Origin of the sequence: Variovorax davisae (assembly GCF_030316845.1) — a bacterium.
GTDB lineage: Bacteria > Pseudomonadota > Gammaproteobacteria > Burkholderiales > Burkholderiaceae_C > Variovorax > Variovorax davisae.
Window position 1 is genome coordinate 22,746 of the sequence record NZ_JASZYS010000020.1, and the last position, 14,843, is coordinate 37,588.

15 protein-coding genes are annotated in these 14,843 nt (G+C 61.0%); 13 read left to right on the plus strand and 2 right to left on the minus strand.

Annotation, left to right across the window (positions count from 1 at the left end; genetic code table 11):
• Window positions 1–8: 8 nt before the first annotated feature.
• The 12 genes from QTI33_RS31750 (at window position 9) to QTI33_RS31805 (ending at window position 12,545) form a co-directional block, all read left to right on the plus strand.
• Window positions 9–320, plus strand: a complete 312-nt coding sequence (locus tag QTI33_RS31750; RefSeq protein WP_286510557.1) for a hypothetical protein — start codon at window positions 9–11, stop codon at window positions 318–320.
• Window positions 320–1,543, plus strand: coding sequence for a TrbL/VirB6 family protein (locus QTI33_RS31755; RefSeq protein ID WP_286510558.1), 1,224 nt, complete (start codon window positions 320–322; stop codon window positions 1,541–1,543). Before QTI33_RS31750 ends, QTI33_RS31755 begins: the two co-directional genes overlap by 1 nt.
• A 30-nt stretch (window positions 1,544–1,573) precedes the next feature.
• Entirely contained in the window at window positions 1,574–2,440 is an 867-nt protein-coding gene (locus tag QTI33_RS31760) for a TcpQ domain-containing protein (protein WP_286510559.1), read from the plus strand.
• Window positions 2,437–2,952: a TcpQ domain-containing protein gene (locus QTI33_RS31765; RefSeq protein ID WP_286510560.1), complete on the plus strand. Its 516-nt coding sequence runs from the start codon at window positions 2,437–2,439 to the stop codon at window positions 2,950–2,952. The genes QTI33_RS31760 and QTI33_RS31765 overlap by 4 nt, the downstream gene beginning before the upstream one ends.
• A complete protein-coding gene (locus tag QTI33_RS31770; RefSeq protein WP_286510561.1) occupies window positions 2,949–4,859 on the plus strand; it encodes a hypothetical protein in 1,911 nt (636 codons plus the stop codon). The genes QTI33_RS31765 and QTI33_RS31770 overlap by 4 nt, the downstream gene beginning before the upstream one ends.
• Before the next feature lie 13 nt (window positions 4,860–4,872).
• Window positions 4,873–6,210 carry a type 4b pilus protein PilO2 gene (locus tag QTI33_RS31775; RefSeq protein ID WP_286510562.1) on the plus strand — a complete coding sequence of 446 codons (1,338 nt, stop codon included), beginning with the start codon at window positions 4,873–4,875 and terminating at the stop codon, window positions 6,208–6,210.
• Window positions 6,194–6,673, plus strand: coding sequence for a hypothetical protein (locus QTI33_RS31780; protein ID WP_286510563.1), 480 nt, complete (start codon window positions 6,194–6,196; stop codon window positions 6,671–6,673). The genes QTI33_RS31775 and QTI33_RS31780 overlap by 17 nt, the downstream gene beginning before the upstream one ends.
• The gene (locus QTI33_RS31785) at window positions 6,674–8,464 is read left to right on the plus strand and encodes a GspE/PulE family protein (protein WP_286510564.1); all 1,791 of its coding nucleotides are present in this window, start codon (window positions 6,674–6,676) and stop codon (window positions 8,462–8,464) included.
• On the plus strand, window positions 8,461–9,558 hold the full coding sequence (locus QTI33_RS31790) for a hypothetical protein (protein WP_286510565.1): 1,098 nt from the start codon (window positions 8,461–8,463) through the stop codon (window positions 9,556–9,558). The genes QTI33_RS31785 and QTI33_RS31790 overlap by 4 nt, the downstream gene beginning before the upstream one ends.
• Before the next feature lie 68 nt (window positions 9,559–9,626).
• Window positions 9,627–10,205: a type 4 pilus major pilin gene (locus QTI33_RS31795; protein WP_286510566.1), complete on the plus strand. Its 579-nt coding sequence runs from the start codon at window positions 9,627–9,629 to the stop codon at window positions 10,203–10,205.
• A gap of 83 nt (window positions 10,206–10,288) precedes the next feature.
• Window positions 10,289–11,938: a hypothetical protein gene (locus QTI33_RS31800; protein ID WP_286510567.1), complete on the plus strand. Its 1,650-nt coding sequence runs from the start codon at window positions 10,289–10,291 to the stop codon at window positions 11,936–11,938.
• 130 nt (window positions 11,939–12,068) lie between these two features.
• Window positions 12,069–12,545 carry an alanine-zipper protein gene (locus QTI33_RS31805; protein ID WP_286510568.1) on the plus strand — a complete coding sequence of 159 codons (477 nt, stop codon included), beginning with the start codon at window positions 12,069–12,071 and terminating at the stop codon, window positions 12,543–12,545.
• 56 nt (window positions 12,546–12,601) lie between these two features.
• Here the strand turns inward: QTI33_RS31805 and QTI33_RS31810 are convergent, their stop codons facing one another.
• A complete protein-coding gene (locus tag QTI33_RS31810; RefSeq protein WP_286510569.1) occupies window positions 12,602–13,027 on the minus strand; it encodes a hypothetical protein in 426 nt (141 codons plus the stop codon).
• Window positions 13,028–13,393: 366 nt separating this feature from the next.
• A complete protein-coding gene (locus QTI33_RS31815) occupies window positions 13,394–13,903 on the minus strand; it encodes a lytic transglycosylase domain-containing protein (RefSeq protein ID WP_286510570.1) in 510 nt (169 codons plus the stop codon).
• 183 nt (window positions 13,904–14,086) lie between these two features.
• Between QTI33_RS31815 and QTI33_RS31820 the strand changes: the two genes are divergently transcribed.
• Window positions 14,087–14,812, plus strand: coding sequence for a VirB8 family type IV secretion system protein (locus QTI33_RS31820; RefSeq protein WP_286510571.1), 726 nt, complete (start codon window positions 14,087–14,089; stop codon window positions 14,810–14,812).
• Window positions 14,813–14,843: the final 31 nt, after the last annotated feature.

Sequence of the window (14,843 nt, forward strand, 5' to 3'; positions counted from 1 at the left end):
CCGAAAGCATGAAAGCTCTCGCTGCTTCGCTATTTGCAATCAGTTGCCTGCTTGTGGGCGGCTGCAATGCCTCTGGGAATGCTGAGAAATTTGTGGGCAACTGGCATCGCGTCAAGTACCCGCAAGAGACGCTGACCGTGTCGCACGAGGGGCGCGGAAGGCTGGTCTTCGAAGCGCACGACTACACGTCCGGTGCACCTGCCATCGGCCAGCTATCAGGCGATCAAGTGCAGTTCGGTGGTCTCGTGTCAGCCCAGTCCATCGCCGCTCTGCGTGAGAACGGCAATCTCATCTACTTCGGCCGGGAGTACACACGCTAATGGCTGATTTCCAAGTCATCGCGCCCCTGGCGTCGAAGATCCTTGATGCGACGAATGCTTGGTCCGGTGTCGCCGGCAAGCTAAGCGGTCTGGTCATGGCGCCGATCCTGGTCGGCGTCACCCTGACCATCATGTGGCACGGCTTCAACATCCTGCGTGGTGCCGGCGGTCAACACGCCATCCTCGATGTCTTCGCGAAGTTCATTCGCGCATTCCTGGTCGTCGGCCTAGCGATCTCTGCAGGAGCCTATTCGGAAAACGTGGTCGGGTTCTTCCAAGAATTGCGCAGTGGCCTGACAAGCATGTTCGTCAGCGGCAACGCAACGAGCTACCAAGCTCTGGACACTGCCGTCTCGGCTGCACTGTCGAGCTGGGATCCGACCTGGGCGTGGGCCTCCGAACACATCTCGCTGATTTCGACATCGCCCGACACGTCCGGGATCGTTGCGCTCGGGTGCTGGTTCTTCATGGTCGGCGCAATGCTGATCTTCGCAACGCTCTGCGCGATCAATCTCATCGTGATTGATTTCGCTCTCGCTTTGATCTTTGCCCTGGGCCCGATCTTTGTTGCCTGCTTCGCCTTTCAGTCGACAGCTCGATTCACGGACGCATGGATGGGCGGCGTCCTGAAGTACACGTTCACGGCCGTTGTGATTTCCGCGGTGGTCGGCATTGGGATGGGAATCCTGCAGACGTTCACCGGCGCCCTGGCCGCCAGCGCAGGCGCGCTCGATTTCGTCACGGCTGCATTCGCTGCAGTCGGGGCATCTGTGATCTTGTGCGTTCTGACATCGCGGATCCCGAGCATCGCGGGCGACATCGTCGGAGGGATTGGCATCTCGGCGTTTGGCCCTTCGATGGCTTCAACGCCGTTGTCGGCGGCAAAGTCCTTGGCGAGCGGAGCTGTCGGTGGAGTTGCGAAAGCGGGCGCGTTTGGTGCTGGGCGCATGGCCGGCTCCGCTGCAGGTGAAGCACTCGGCAAGGCTGGCCGGGCCGTGGCAGAAACGAACCTCGGCTCCAAGGTCGCGGGCGCGGCGCGCGCGTCAAGCGGACTGGCCGAAGCGATGACGGGGCCAGGCCTCAAGAACGCATTTTCTCTCGGCCGTGGCGGCACCGGCTCCATCACCGGAGGCGATCCCGTGGCATCAGCTAGGCCCGTTGAGAAACAGCACGTTCCATCGCATCCGGTCATGGCGTATCGCGCAAAAACGCGCGCCCGCTAACCACACAACAAGTCTTTCAGGGAGTTCGAAATGTTGAAAACAGCACCGCTCTATGCGGCGGTCTTGGCCTTGTGCGCCTGCACCTCGGCGCCGACCGTGAAATTTCCCAGCGGCAGTTCTACTCGAGTCGCCATCAACGCGCCCATGAAGCCCATTGCGGCTGCGGTTGCCCCCATTCAAACGTCACCAGCATCTGCCGGCTCGGCCGCGCCGCTTACAGCAGCCAAGGCGACCGCGCAGGCCACCGGCAAGAAGCCCGTGGTGGCAGCTATCGAGCATCCCCCAGAACCGTTGCAGCTCAGGGTGTACCTGGTCAACGGCAACGAGCGCTCGATGATGACCGTTCTGCGGCGCTGGGCGCGCACAGCGCGGGTTGATTTCACATGGGAAAGCGAAGTCGACTATCCGATCACTTCGCGCATGCGTGCGATCGACGCGACCGACCTCGAAGGAGCGCTTGAGCAAATGCGCGCGGCTCTGGATGGCGTCCGCCTTCCGCTGGTCATCTCGATGACCGCTGACGGCGTGGTTGTGCAGAACGGTGAGTTGCCGGTTGCGGTTGAAGCGCCCCCGGTTGAAGTACCTGCTGCGCCGGCTGCAGTGACACAGACACCCTCCCCTGAGAAAGCGCCTACGGCTTGGGCCGTAGACAACGGCAAGACGCTTCAGGAGATCTTGGCGAAGTGGACCGCGCTCGCAGGCATCAAGCTCGTTTGGGAAAGCAAGGCTGAACACCCGTCGAGCGACGCAGTACGAGGCGCCACGTACTCGGGAAGCTTCAGGGAGGCCCTCGGCCACCTCGCTGGTCAGTACGGCGAATTCAAAACACCGCTCGGCATGAAGTTCCTGGACAACGGGACAGCTCTGCGCGTCTACGACATGGCGGATGCGCCATGAGCAACGGTTCGATCAATTCCAGGGAGTCAAGAATGAAAACAAGGTCTACAAGGATCTGCGTAGTCGCGTCGTCGATGTTGATCGGCTGCTGCGCCCTCGCGCAAGACATTACGGTCGGCAATCAGCCCGACCTGGTGATCGGCGCGCAGAAGACGGCTAAGGCGGTGCCGGCGCCCGACACGGCCCTGAGCGCACCTGTCGTGACGGCAGTGCAGGCAGCGCCGGCACCCGGTCGGAGTTGGAACGTCGAGACCAAGGATGTGACCTTGGCCAACACCTTCCAGCGCTGGGCGGCTGTAGCAGGTTGGCGAGTGCGGTGGGATGCCGCTCAGAACGTCATGGTGGATGCGCCCGACACCTACAGCGGCACCTTCGAAGACGCTGTTGCTGCGCAACTCGCATCGCCCGGTATCGCCTACAGCGCCTATCCGCTTGAAGTGTGCTTCTACCCCAATACGCCTCCACTGGCCCGCGTGACGCGCAAGGGCGACCAACTCAAGGAATGCAAATGAACACGTCCAGCCTTCGCATCTCTCGCATCGCTTTCGCCTGTCTCGGCCTGAGCGTCCTTGCCGCATGCGGCACATCCAAGCGAATCGCCGAAGACGGATTGGTCGTCCGTCAGCATGCGTCCACCGTCAACCGTGGCACTCGGCAAGCCCCGCTGCCCGTGGATGACGACACGGTCGGCACCCCGACCTATGCGGACAAGGTCGCAGCGCAGGCGCGCGAGATGCCTGTGGCTCGCCGCGCATCGCGCGCATGGATCGGCGCCCGGATGACGGCAGTTCAAAGTGACGATGTCCTTCCTGCAGTCTTCTCGGAGAACTTCAAGCTGAACTTCGATGACCGTTCGACGAACGGTCGAGTGTCGATCGCTGTGATCGCGGAGCGACTGAGCCGCATTACGAACGTCCCCGTTCGGGTCAAGCAGGATGTCTACGGGCAAGGACAAGGGCAGGGCGCAGCGCAACCCACGGTCGCAAGCAGCCAGGGCGCCCCAGCAGGCCTTTCTTTGTTGCCAGCAGGTGCCCCGCAAGGCACTGCTCCTGCTCCGGGGAAATCTCCGACGACTCCGCTGCCGCCAGGCACAACGCTCCCTCTCGGTGCGGCGACGCCGGCCGGCAACGCCCCAATCCCAACCGGCGCAACGATGCCGATCGGCTTCGGCGAGGTTGCCTCGCTCAATCCTGCGCCCTTCCAGCAGGTGATTACGGATGTCAGCTCGGTCGAGATGCGTTGGGATGGGACGCTCTCATCCTTCCTGGATCACGTCACCGGCCGCCTGAACCTCAGCTGGGTCTATCGCGATGGCGTCGTTGTCGTTGAGCGCTATGTCACCGAGAACTTCGAGTTTGCAGCGTTCACCGGCACGCAGGATTTCAAGATGTCGCTGAACGGGACGAACTCGGGCCAGTCGTCGAGTAGCGGCAGCGGCGGCGGAAACGGCGGCTCGGCGTCGTCTTCCCTGGACGTGAATGAAAGCGGCAAGATCGCCGCCCTTGAGTCCGTCAAGCGGTCGATCGAGGCGATGGTTTCGCCCGTGGGCGGTTCTGTGGTCTTGAGCGAAGGGTCTGGGCGCTTCACGGTCACCGCGACCAAGGACGTCATGAGCCGTGTGCGCAGCGTCATCAAGCATGAGGGCGACACCATGCTGCGCCAAGCCCACATCCAGTTCGACGTGTACAGCGTGACGACGAACGACAGCGATGAGCGCGGCGTCGACTGGAACGTGGTCTTCCAAAACCTGTCGGCCACGTGGGGGGCGACATTGCGTTCCCCGGTCAGCTTGGTCGGAGCCACTGCCGGCAGCATGGGCTACACGATCCTGCAGCAGGACGAGTCGGCGCCGACGAAGATCGGACGCTTTGGCAACAGCTCGGCCATGCTGACGCTGCTCAACCAGATCAGCGACACGGCGACCTATCGCCCGGTGTCCATGATCGCGCTCAACCGCCAGTGGGCTCGGAAGACGAATCTGAGAACTGACGGCTACCTGTCGGAAACGACTCCCGCTGTAGCGTCGTCGATCAGTGGCGGCGGCTCCCCTGGCCTCAAGACATCGTCGGTCGTGACTGGCGACAAGTTCCTTGTCCAGCCGGCGATCCTGGACAACGGCGCGATCTTGCTGAAGTTCGGCATGTCGCTGACGGAGCTGCTCGCCTTGTTCGAAGTCAGCGCAGGTTCTGGGCAAACGTTCCAGAAGGTCCAAACACCCGTGACCTCAGGGACTGACGATCAAACGACGGTGCGCCTGATGCCGGGCGAGGCCATGGTTGTAACCGGCCTTTCTCGTCGCGTCTCGACGGGCGACATGCGTTCGCTGGCTGACGGTGTGCCGATCATCGCCGGAGGCAGTCGAAAGCTCGGCTACAAGCGCGAAGATTTTCTGATCGTCGTTCGCGCCGTTCAGCTCTGACCGGAACCCGGCAATGGCGAACAGTGTGGTTTACAAGAGCCCCCAGGGCGTGCACCTGGTCGGCGGCCTGGACTGGGCCTTGCAGCCCTTCACCGGATCAGTCGACGGCCATCTGCGCGAAGGGGCGAGTAGCCGGTCATCCGTCTCCCATGCAGTTGTCGCAACCGCGGCAACCGCAGAAGAGGTAAAGGTCAAGGGTAAGGCGCGGCAGGCCCGTAGAACCTCTGCAGGCTTCTATTCGACCGTTTCTGCGACCAAGCCGCCGAAGGACGCGCATTCGCTTGCTGCAGCATTCGCAGCATGGACGCGGGAGCATGGGAGAGCCTTGCTCAACGTCCAAGTCCCCGATGGCACCTTTGCCGTGGTCGTGGTCGACAACGGCCTGCCTGTGCTCGATAAGGTGGTCAAGACAAGCGAGGATGCGCGCGAGCTGTCGTTGCCCTGGATCAAGGAGCACAGCGACATCTCTGTTTTCTCCGACGACATCGAGACCTATCCAAGGTCGCTTGCCTGGGAAAACCTGCTCCCGCAGATCGCCGGCGCAACCCGACCGAATACAGCCCTCAAGAAAATTCCGGTCGACACAGCCAAGGTCATGCTCATCGCCATCCTGGCCTTGGGCGCTCTGGGAGGGTACTGGTACTACAAAAAGGCGGAGGCGGAAAAGGCTCGCCAGCTCGCGCTGGCCGCGCAGCGCGCTGCCGATCCGATCCCCAAGTACCTGAATGCACTTGCTGTCGCCCAGCAGAACGCAGGCGTTGACCGCTTGGCCTTGCGTGATTCCTTGGTGGCCGCGATGCGCATCCCCTTGACGCCCGAGGGCTGGGTCGTCAAACGCATCTCATGCATGGTGAATGCCGGATGCGATGTGATCTTGTCTCGTACGACGGGCACATACGCCGGCCTCAAGGCCGCGATCCCGTTCCTCGAGCTGGTCCCTTCGCCGGGCATCAATCTGAATGAGGCACGGATGACCTGGACGCAGGAATTGAAGCCGGCGCCGCTGATCAATGCAGCGCAGCTGCCTTCGGTCGGAGCGTTCGTGCAGGGCGGAGAAGCTTCGAAGCTTCAAACGTGGCTCGTGGCCGGCGTGACCCTGCAACTGGCCCCGCCGCAGCTCTGGCCGCAGGTTCCCGGCGTGCCCGCCACCTTCAAGCACCCGAAGGCCGTGGCAGCAGGGAAATTCGAAGCCAACGCCATCGCATTGCCCCAGCTGGCCGAGGCTCTCGCCGGGGCACCGGAGAACGTGAGCTGGACAGGCTGGATCGCCGAAATCGGCGACCTCAGGCAAGAACCACTTTCGCGCGCCAAGGCGCGCTTGATCGGAACCTACTATGTCAAGAACAACTAAGTTCAACGTCGCATTCGTGGTCGGCATGGTGAGCATCATTGCTGCCGGCTCGTGCAGTGCGCAAACGCTCGGGGAACTGGCGGAAGCACAACGGATCAAGCAGCGCACGGAGATTGCGAAGATCCAGCGTGAAGCCGCTGCCGAGGCAACGCCACGACTCGACCAATCGAAGGCACCGACGAGCGTGCCCACGATCGACGCAGCAACGATGCGCAAGGTCGCTGAGACCTTCCGCCCAAAGATTACCGTCCACGCCCTCTATGCACGTGACGGGGTCTGGGTTGCCGAGCTGGCCGAGGGCCAGCGTCTGAGCCTGGCATTGGTCGGCATGCAGATTCGTGGTCAGAAAGTGGTTGCAGTTGAGCAACGCGGCCTGGTGCTGTCCAAGGCGTGCACGGCTCAAGACGTGCGGGAAAAAGCACCATGCGGCACTCGCATCGTCAACGTCGGCGGGGTGCTCTAAATGAGTTTCTTCCGTAGCAAAGATGCTGCCCGCCAAGAACCGTTGGCGGCAGTTGCTCCGCCGCCGGTGCGGCGCGTGGAATTCGATCTGCCCGAAGCGGCCAATTCCGACGCACTGCCGCTGCAGGATTCACAGCAGCCGCCGGCGTCCCTGGCCCCAGAGACAGCGCACTACCGAACCTATGCGGACGTTCCAAGCTTCAAAGGGCTCCTGAGCGCCGGTGAGAAACCGCTGATCTCCCTGATGAAGGAACAGCGCGAAACCGTCGCCATCATCGAGCTGACTGGCCGCGCGGCGCTCATCGTGCATTCGAACTGTGATCGCGCCCAACTGGAGGCGATCAAGGGAAAGCTGCGCGAACGGAATTTCACGCTCAAGGTAGCCACTGCTGAACCGGCCGTCGTGCGGTCCATCTATCAATTCAGCGAGAACGGCGAGGGCGGAAACGGAACTCGATCGATTGGAAACGAATTCATGGCCGCCGCCAGCGAATGGATCGGCTATGCCGTCGCGAACAGGGCAAACGACATCCACATCGAAACTCGCGGCTCGATGGGCATCGTCAAGTTTCGAGTCGACGGCGAGATCGAAACGATGCGGGTGCCGCATGGCGGCAAGTACCCTGCAGCGTTCGTTCAAAAGGTGATGAGCACGTTGTTTAACAACGAGCTACAGACCAAGTCAGGCAACGATTCTTTGTTCAACCCGGAAAAGTATCTGTACTGCATGGTGCCGTACTCGCAGATCCCGGGCCACAGCCTCAAGTTGCGCTATCAATCTCTTAAAGGCAACGAGGGCCCAAAGGTGGTGCTCCGGCTGCTCCACGTCGACGAGGACCAAGAAACCCTGGATTTCGACGCCCTTGGCTACGCGCCTTCGCATGTGGAACTCTGGCGCCAGGCGATGGAAACACCGTCTGGAGCGGTCTTCATTTCGGGCGTGACTGGCTCAGGAAAATCGACTTCGCAAAAGTCGTTCATCGAACTGAACCCAAACACGCCCCATAGCGCGGTGTACACGGTCGAGGATCCGGTGGAATACCCCATCAGAGGCGCCCATCAGATTCCGATTCAACGTGATCTTGCCAACCCTGAAGAGTCGGCGAAACGCTACTCGGAGGTTATCTCCGGCCTGATGAGGGCCGATCCTGATGTGGTCATGCTCGGGGAAATTCGAGATCGCTTCAGCAGCAACGCCGCGCAGCAGTTTGCCGAATCGGGCCATATGGCCCTCGGGACCGTTCACGCTCACCTGCTGTCGGGGATCGTGCCCCGCCTGGTCAATCCCGAGATTGGCATGAGCCGCGCGGTCCTGACCGGACCCAACATGATCACGTTGTTGGCCTACCAAGCGTTGGTGCCCAAGCTGTGCCCCGATTGCTCCGAGTCGACAGAAGTAGCGGCCGCCAAAAGCGAGGGCGTGGCCCAGATTGCGAAGCGCCTCATGTCGCTCAATCTCGACACGATGTCGATGCGCTGGAAATGCAGCTCGGGGTGCGAACGCTGCAACCACCGCGGCACGATCGGTCTCACGGTTGTCGCAGAAATGCTCATGCCTGATGACGATTGGCTACGCCACATCCGGGAGGGGCGCGACAGCGAAGCGGTTGAGGTCTACCGATCGCATTCCGATGGCGACCTGACCAGCCCGAACATGACGGGGAAAACCGTCTTCGAACACACGTTGTTCAAGGCACTGCAGGGCCAGGTGGACGCGCGCCAATGCTCTCGTTTTGACCCCTGGCATCGCTTCATGCAGCGAATCGAGAAACAGACGAAGGACCGTCAATGAACTTCGATCGTTCTATCCTGAAGCTTCATTGCTTCCTCTGGTCCTTCAAGCGTGCGGATTTCTACCGGGATTTGGCGGACGCTCTCTCGCGCAAGGTCGCGATCCGAGACCAGCTCGAGCGGTCCGCCTCGAACGCCCTCATGCTGAAGGATGGCACGTCGCTACGTGTCATGCGTGCCCTCGGCGCCAGGCTTGCAGCCGGGCAGGGGACGAGTCTGGCCGAGCTCATGCGAGGTATTGCACCGCATTCCGACCAAATGCTGATGCAGGCGGTCGACGATGCCGGCGCGGACCCTTCGCAAGCGCTGGAGCTGACCGCGGATGCCGTGGACTTCCAGCGTCGCACCCTGGTGACGATCGCCTCTGAGTTGGTTGTGCCCTTGCTGGCCATCCCCATGGTCGGCATCCTCTCCGTCATCCTGGCGCAAGTCATCGTGGGGATCTCCGCCGATACGCCTCCCGAGGTGTGGACCGGCTTCAACGGCTTCGTTCGCGTGCTGGCTGAGTCGATCAATGAGTATTCGGTTCTCATCGGCGTGGCCTTGGCAGCATCGATCGCGACGCTGCTGTATCGGCTGCCCCGGTGGACCGGAAATGCACGTCTGAAAGCTGACAAGCTGCCGATCTTCGGGCTGTACAGGGACTACAACGCGGCCATCGTCCTGAGCGCCCTGGCGATGATGATCCGGTCCGGCAAGACGATGCGCGAAGCCCTTGAGGCCTTGCGCACCGATGCGCGGCCGTGGCTGCGGTGGCACCTCACTCGGATCATCACGTCGATCGAGGACAACCCCAACGACTACCTCTCAGCGTTCAGCCGCGGGCTAATGCCGCCGACCGTCCGCGCACGGCTGGCAAGCCTGCTCGACTCTGCGAAGTCGTTTGGTGATGCGCTCATCGTTCTCGGCGCAAGCGAAGTCAAGAGCCTTGAGAAGCGGGTCAACGTTTCGGCCGTCTCCGCCAACTGGACCCTCACTGGATTCTTCGCAACCATCGCGGTCGTTCTATCGATCGGAATGATGACGATCTCAACCGCTCTTTCAGATGAAGCGGATCCGTCACGAATGCTCCAGCGCTCGCAGCAACGGCGCTGAAGCCAACACCATTCACACGTTTTTTCATACGGGGAAATTTCTTCCCCATTTCGCCTAGGGAGCCTTCCATGCAAACCAAGAACATCGCCATTGCCACTCGTCATGCACGCCTTCGCCCGAGCCGTCAGCGCGGCGTGAACATGATTTCCCTGCTTCTCGCACTGGTAGTCGGTGCATTCATCGTGGCTGTCGCCTATGACCAGTACATCTCGTCAGCTCGTAAGGCCCGTGTGGATGCAGCCAAGGCGGAGATCGTCGACATGATCGCCGGCGCGCAAACGATCTACGGCACGACGAACCAGTATGCGGCGGTGACAACCGCCATCGTCGTCCAGTCGTCCGTTGTACCGAAGCGCCTGCGCATCGAGGGCACGAACACTGCCCAGAATCGCTACAACGCCCCGATCACTTTTGCGCCTGCAACGATCACTTCGGCGAACGATTCCCTGGCCTTCGGCTATGGCGGCGTGCGCCGGGAAGATTGCCAAGATCTGGTGCTTGGCGTCGATCCTATGACCCGCCGTATCACCATCGGCGGTACTGAGGTCAAGGCAGCAGACGGCACCGTCGATATCGCTGCCCTTGCGAACGCATGCGATGCGAACGCGAATAGCGATTTCGTCATGACCATCGGTCGCGGCCAATAAGCGGACAGCAGTCCACCTGGTCGCCTCATATGAGAACGGTTCAAAACCTCCCCGGTCGATCGCGGCAGGGCGGCTTCTCGCTCTTGTCCGTGTTGCTCGCGCTCGTCGTGGCATCAATCCTCACGGCTGGGCAGATCGAGGCTCAGCAGCTCAAGCAAAAGGTGACTGCAGGTCGACTGCAAGGCGATGTCCTCAGCTTGATGAAAGACGCTGCCAACAACTACACGATGGAGGCCTACCCGCAGCTCCAGCTTGACCAGCCGGTCACGGTAAACGGCGTGACATTGACACCTGGGGCGGCAAGCGGTCAAACGCTGTCGCCCACGGTGGCCAACCTCATCGCGATGAACTACCTGCCTGCTGGCACGCGAGATACATCCCAGCTCAACAGCGGCGTCTATCGGCTGCGGATCGAGAAGCAGCCGGCCGGATGCGTGGGCACCGCGTGCAACATCACCGGCGTTGTCTACGTCGATCAGCCGATCCGGCAGCCTGGTACAACGAACATTGCTGGCATTCAGGTTGGCTCGATCATTGAGAAAGTCGGGGGTGACGTTGTCGTCGCCTTCAGCACGACTCCGGGGAACATGGTCGGCATCAATGGCGTGACGATCACGAATCCCGTCAGCGGCTCACCTGAGGGCGTCGTCGGTGCTCGTTTCGGCTTCGGCGCGAGCGGCTTTGGCCGCTTCCTGGTCCTGAACGATCCGCGCAATCCCAACTTTCAAGGCGACCTGACCGTTGCACAGAATCTGACGATCGGCGGCTCGTCGACCTTCACCGGCCCGGTGACGGTCAACAACACGCTCACCACGACTGGCGATGTAAACGTCAACAACTGCGTCAAGCTGCAGGCTGATGGGCGAGGCGGGTTCAGCTGCCTCGATCCCAATGATCTGCCGCCCGGCTATACGGGTGGCGTGCGAGCTGTTGACCTGGTCTCCAGCGGCAATGTGCTGGCCTCAGACGCGCCGGCGGGCTTCACGGGAAACAACGGCAAGTTCGCCCTGCTTTCCAGCGGTGGTGCCGGCGTCGAAGCGATGGTGAAAACGTCTGGCCAAGTTGCAGGCGATCGCCTCATTCCTACCGGCGCCTACGCGCCTGGGTCCGCGTGCACAGATGCGGGCGCCCTTGCGCGATCGTCCGCCACGGCAACTGGAGGTGTTTTGGTTGTGTGCTCGGGCACAGTTTGGACGCCGCTAAGCACGGTCGCTGCTGCAGGCGGCGCTTGCCCTCTGGAAGGGCAAGGCGCGGTTGACGGTCAAGGTCGGCAGCTCTACTGCTTCAACGGCATCTGGAACTACATGACCGACTTCCTGCCCCCGGCCACGGTGGGCGGTGCTTGCAACGTACCTGGTGCGATCGGCTACACGATCGTGTCTGTTGGCGGCGGATCCTCGGCGCTGGTGTGCAGAGCAAATCCTTCGGGTGGCGTTGCGCGGTGGTTCCGGATTCAGGACATCACGACGAGCCTTGTGTTCGTGACCGCGTACGAGGTGACCCATGGAAGTGTGGTGACCAAGCCTGCGTGCACCTTTGCACCTGGCCAGGCCGTGACGCCGATCGCGCAGCTCATTCCGAAAGTCGAGTCGAGCAACGACAGCGGGTTTAACCGCTTCGTGGTCGACAGCGGGGCCAGCTGGACCGTGCAGTTGACCAACGGCGCCGGCGCAGCGCTCTCGGCAAGTCCTTCGGCGAGCGCAATCATGCAAGTGTTCTGCTACTACCCGTGAGATAGGTGCCGCCGTCGCGAGACAACGGCGGCAGGACTATCTAAGATACGGGTTGTCGCTTCGGTTGTCCTTCGGGATGACCGAAGCATTCCGCAGGCCTTCATCGCCTGCCACATCAAGGAGAGAAAAAATGCGAACGGCTATCCCGCGTCAGGCGCTCAGCGCTTTGGCGCTTTTCATCATCTCGGTCTGCGCAAGCGCGCAGTCCATTCCTGCCAGCTCGGCCGACTCTGGCCGTCGAGCTGTGGTTGCTGTTGACCAAGCGACGATCAACAACAACATCAACAACGCCCTGAATGCTGGAAACAACGCCTGGAACTATGCGAACTCGGCGTACACCGTGGCAAATACCGCCGTCAACATCGGCAACAACGCCCAGTACACCGCGAATGTCGCAAACGACACGGCGAACTATGTGAACGGAAAACTCGCTGGTGGTCTGCCAGGAAGCGTCGTTACCGGTGGAAGTGTCAGGGATGGTGACACCTACTACACGTTGATCTGCGTTGCAGGAAATACCAACTCCGTTCCTCCGGTTTGTCCGCCAGGAAGCGGAGCCATCGTCTTCACGAAAGGCCAAAATCCCGGGGAAAGCGGCGGGATGTAGGTCAGTTTTCGCCCAAGAAAAAAGGCCCCTCGGGCCTTTTTCTGTTTGAGCTAGCGTTATCGCTTCGTGAGCCCATAGTCGTTCTCGTCTTCGGCCCATTCGTCAGAATTTCGCTTGCCGATCTTCACCAGAAGCTGACCTCCGGTGCCATCATTTTTCACGACGATGCGGACCCGGGGGCATGCCCCCATCGCGGGTTCCGGCGTGATAGTCGTAACGGCTTCAGTCTTGACCACGCTCGACTTCAACTCACGCAGAAAGCAGTCGTCAACACCGGTGCCTTGGAGGCGGAACGTGTACTCCGAGCCGTCTTGAAATAGCTGAGCCCTTGCCTTCCGATATCCAGCATTGGTATTGGCGTACACGTTCGACGCAACACCATTGGGAACCAGATTGAAATTCCATTCGCCGACGGGGGCTGCCGTTGCCACCGAAGCACACAGAACGAACACCGACACCACAGCGCACTTGAGATTCTTCATTTTTACTCCCTTAACGGCATCTACCACGACACCAAAAGCATTAATTTAAGTTGTCCTTTGGGTATCATTATAAGTTGCTTCTAAGGTATTGACAACTGATTTGTGTTGTCGCCACACAGCCCAAAACTACTCACTATTTTCCCAGCCGAACCCAGAAGACCCGGACCGAAAAACACCCATCCACTGCCGAACCAAAAAAGCAGCGGGGGCCAGCGCGACGGCGCGGGGGCGCAGCCCGGGGGCCAGGGGCAGAGCCCCTGCCTGGGAGGCGGCAGCAGACGCCAGCGGGGACCGTCCAGAGACGGGAACAAAACATGAACTGAAAAGCCGCCCGTAGGCGGCTTCTTGTTGGGCTCCTGGATGCGCTCATGGAACCGCCTTCCAGCGCTGCAAGACAGCATAGATCTGGCCGGCATAGCGATCTCTGTGTTCTGGGGTCTTGGAGTGGTAGGTCCCCACCGCGAACCACGTGTTGCCATAGGCCTTCACCTGCTTGGCTAAATGCCAAGCAGCCACATACGTGTTCACGCAGCCATCGAGCAGATGGTTCGGCGCGATCCCATATCGCGCAAGCTCCGGGAAGTGAATCGAATTCAGGCCTCCGAGGCCCACGTCGACCGAACCGTTTGTGTTGCGCAGCACGATCGAGGCGTTGCCTCGGGACTCATGAAAGATGATGGCCCGAAGCAACATCGAGCTGACGCCATGGAAGGCAGCTGCCTCCTCGACGCATGGCACTGCGATAGGGGTGTTGAGCGGACTAGGTTTCTTGGTGCTCTGCGCATTGGAAGCTGCTTGGTGCGATGCGAACAAGGCCGCTGCGAGCAATGTCGCCTGAAGGGCGCGATGCGTGGGAGATTGGATTTTTGACAGCATGGTTTCAGCGGCCCCGAGGGGGCGCTCTGGCTCTTAGGGCGCGTTGGAACAACGCAACCGACAACCTAAAAGCAACCTTATACTACACCTTTAACGGCAACTCTACGGACAACCTTTAGCATGCTAAATGCAAGGTTCGGAGAGGGGCCACGCTGTCTGTGCAAGCCAAAGGGGAGTAGTGGAATGTTCGAAAAGGTGAAGGCCTCGAAGAGGCCAGAGCCGGTGGCGGCGCACCGGGAAAAGCAGCTGACCGATCTGAGCTGGGAAGCAGATGTGGTCCTGAATGCTCGCAAGTCGAAGACCATCGCATGGCGAGTTGCCGGCGCTGCCGTGGCGGTTGGCCTTGCGCAGGCTGCGGCCCTCGTCATGCTGGTCCCGCTTCATAGCGTCGTGCCAATGGTGGTCATGGTGGACAAGCTGACTGGCGAGAGCCAGGTGGTCCCCTCTGCGCAGGAGTACGTGACGACTAGCAGCCTGTCGGACAAGCACTGGATTCAAAGCTTCCTGATCGCCCGCGAGCGATACGTCTATCGATTCGTCCAGTTCGACTACGACACGGTCAAGAGGCTCGCAGGGAATCAGACCTGGTCGAACTACACGCCGCTCTTCGAAGGCTCCGAGTCGCTCGACAAAAAGCTGAGGGACGATGTCGAAATCATCCCAACGGTGCTTAGCATCACCCTCAACGGCAGCGGCATGGCAACGGTGCGCTACGAGCTGCGCACAAAGGACTACCGCACCACGGCTCCGCCCGTTGTCACTCGGCGCGTTGCGACGCTTCGCTACGAGTACCAGTCGCGAAACTTGACCGTTGAAAAAGACGCCATCGCGAACCCTCTCGGATTCACGGTCACGGCGTATCAGACGGATCCCGAGCTGGGTGGCGAGGCCAAAGAGGTGAAGCGGTGAGGAGGGCGGCAGTAGCAGTTCTCTGCGCCGC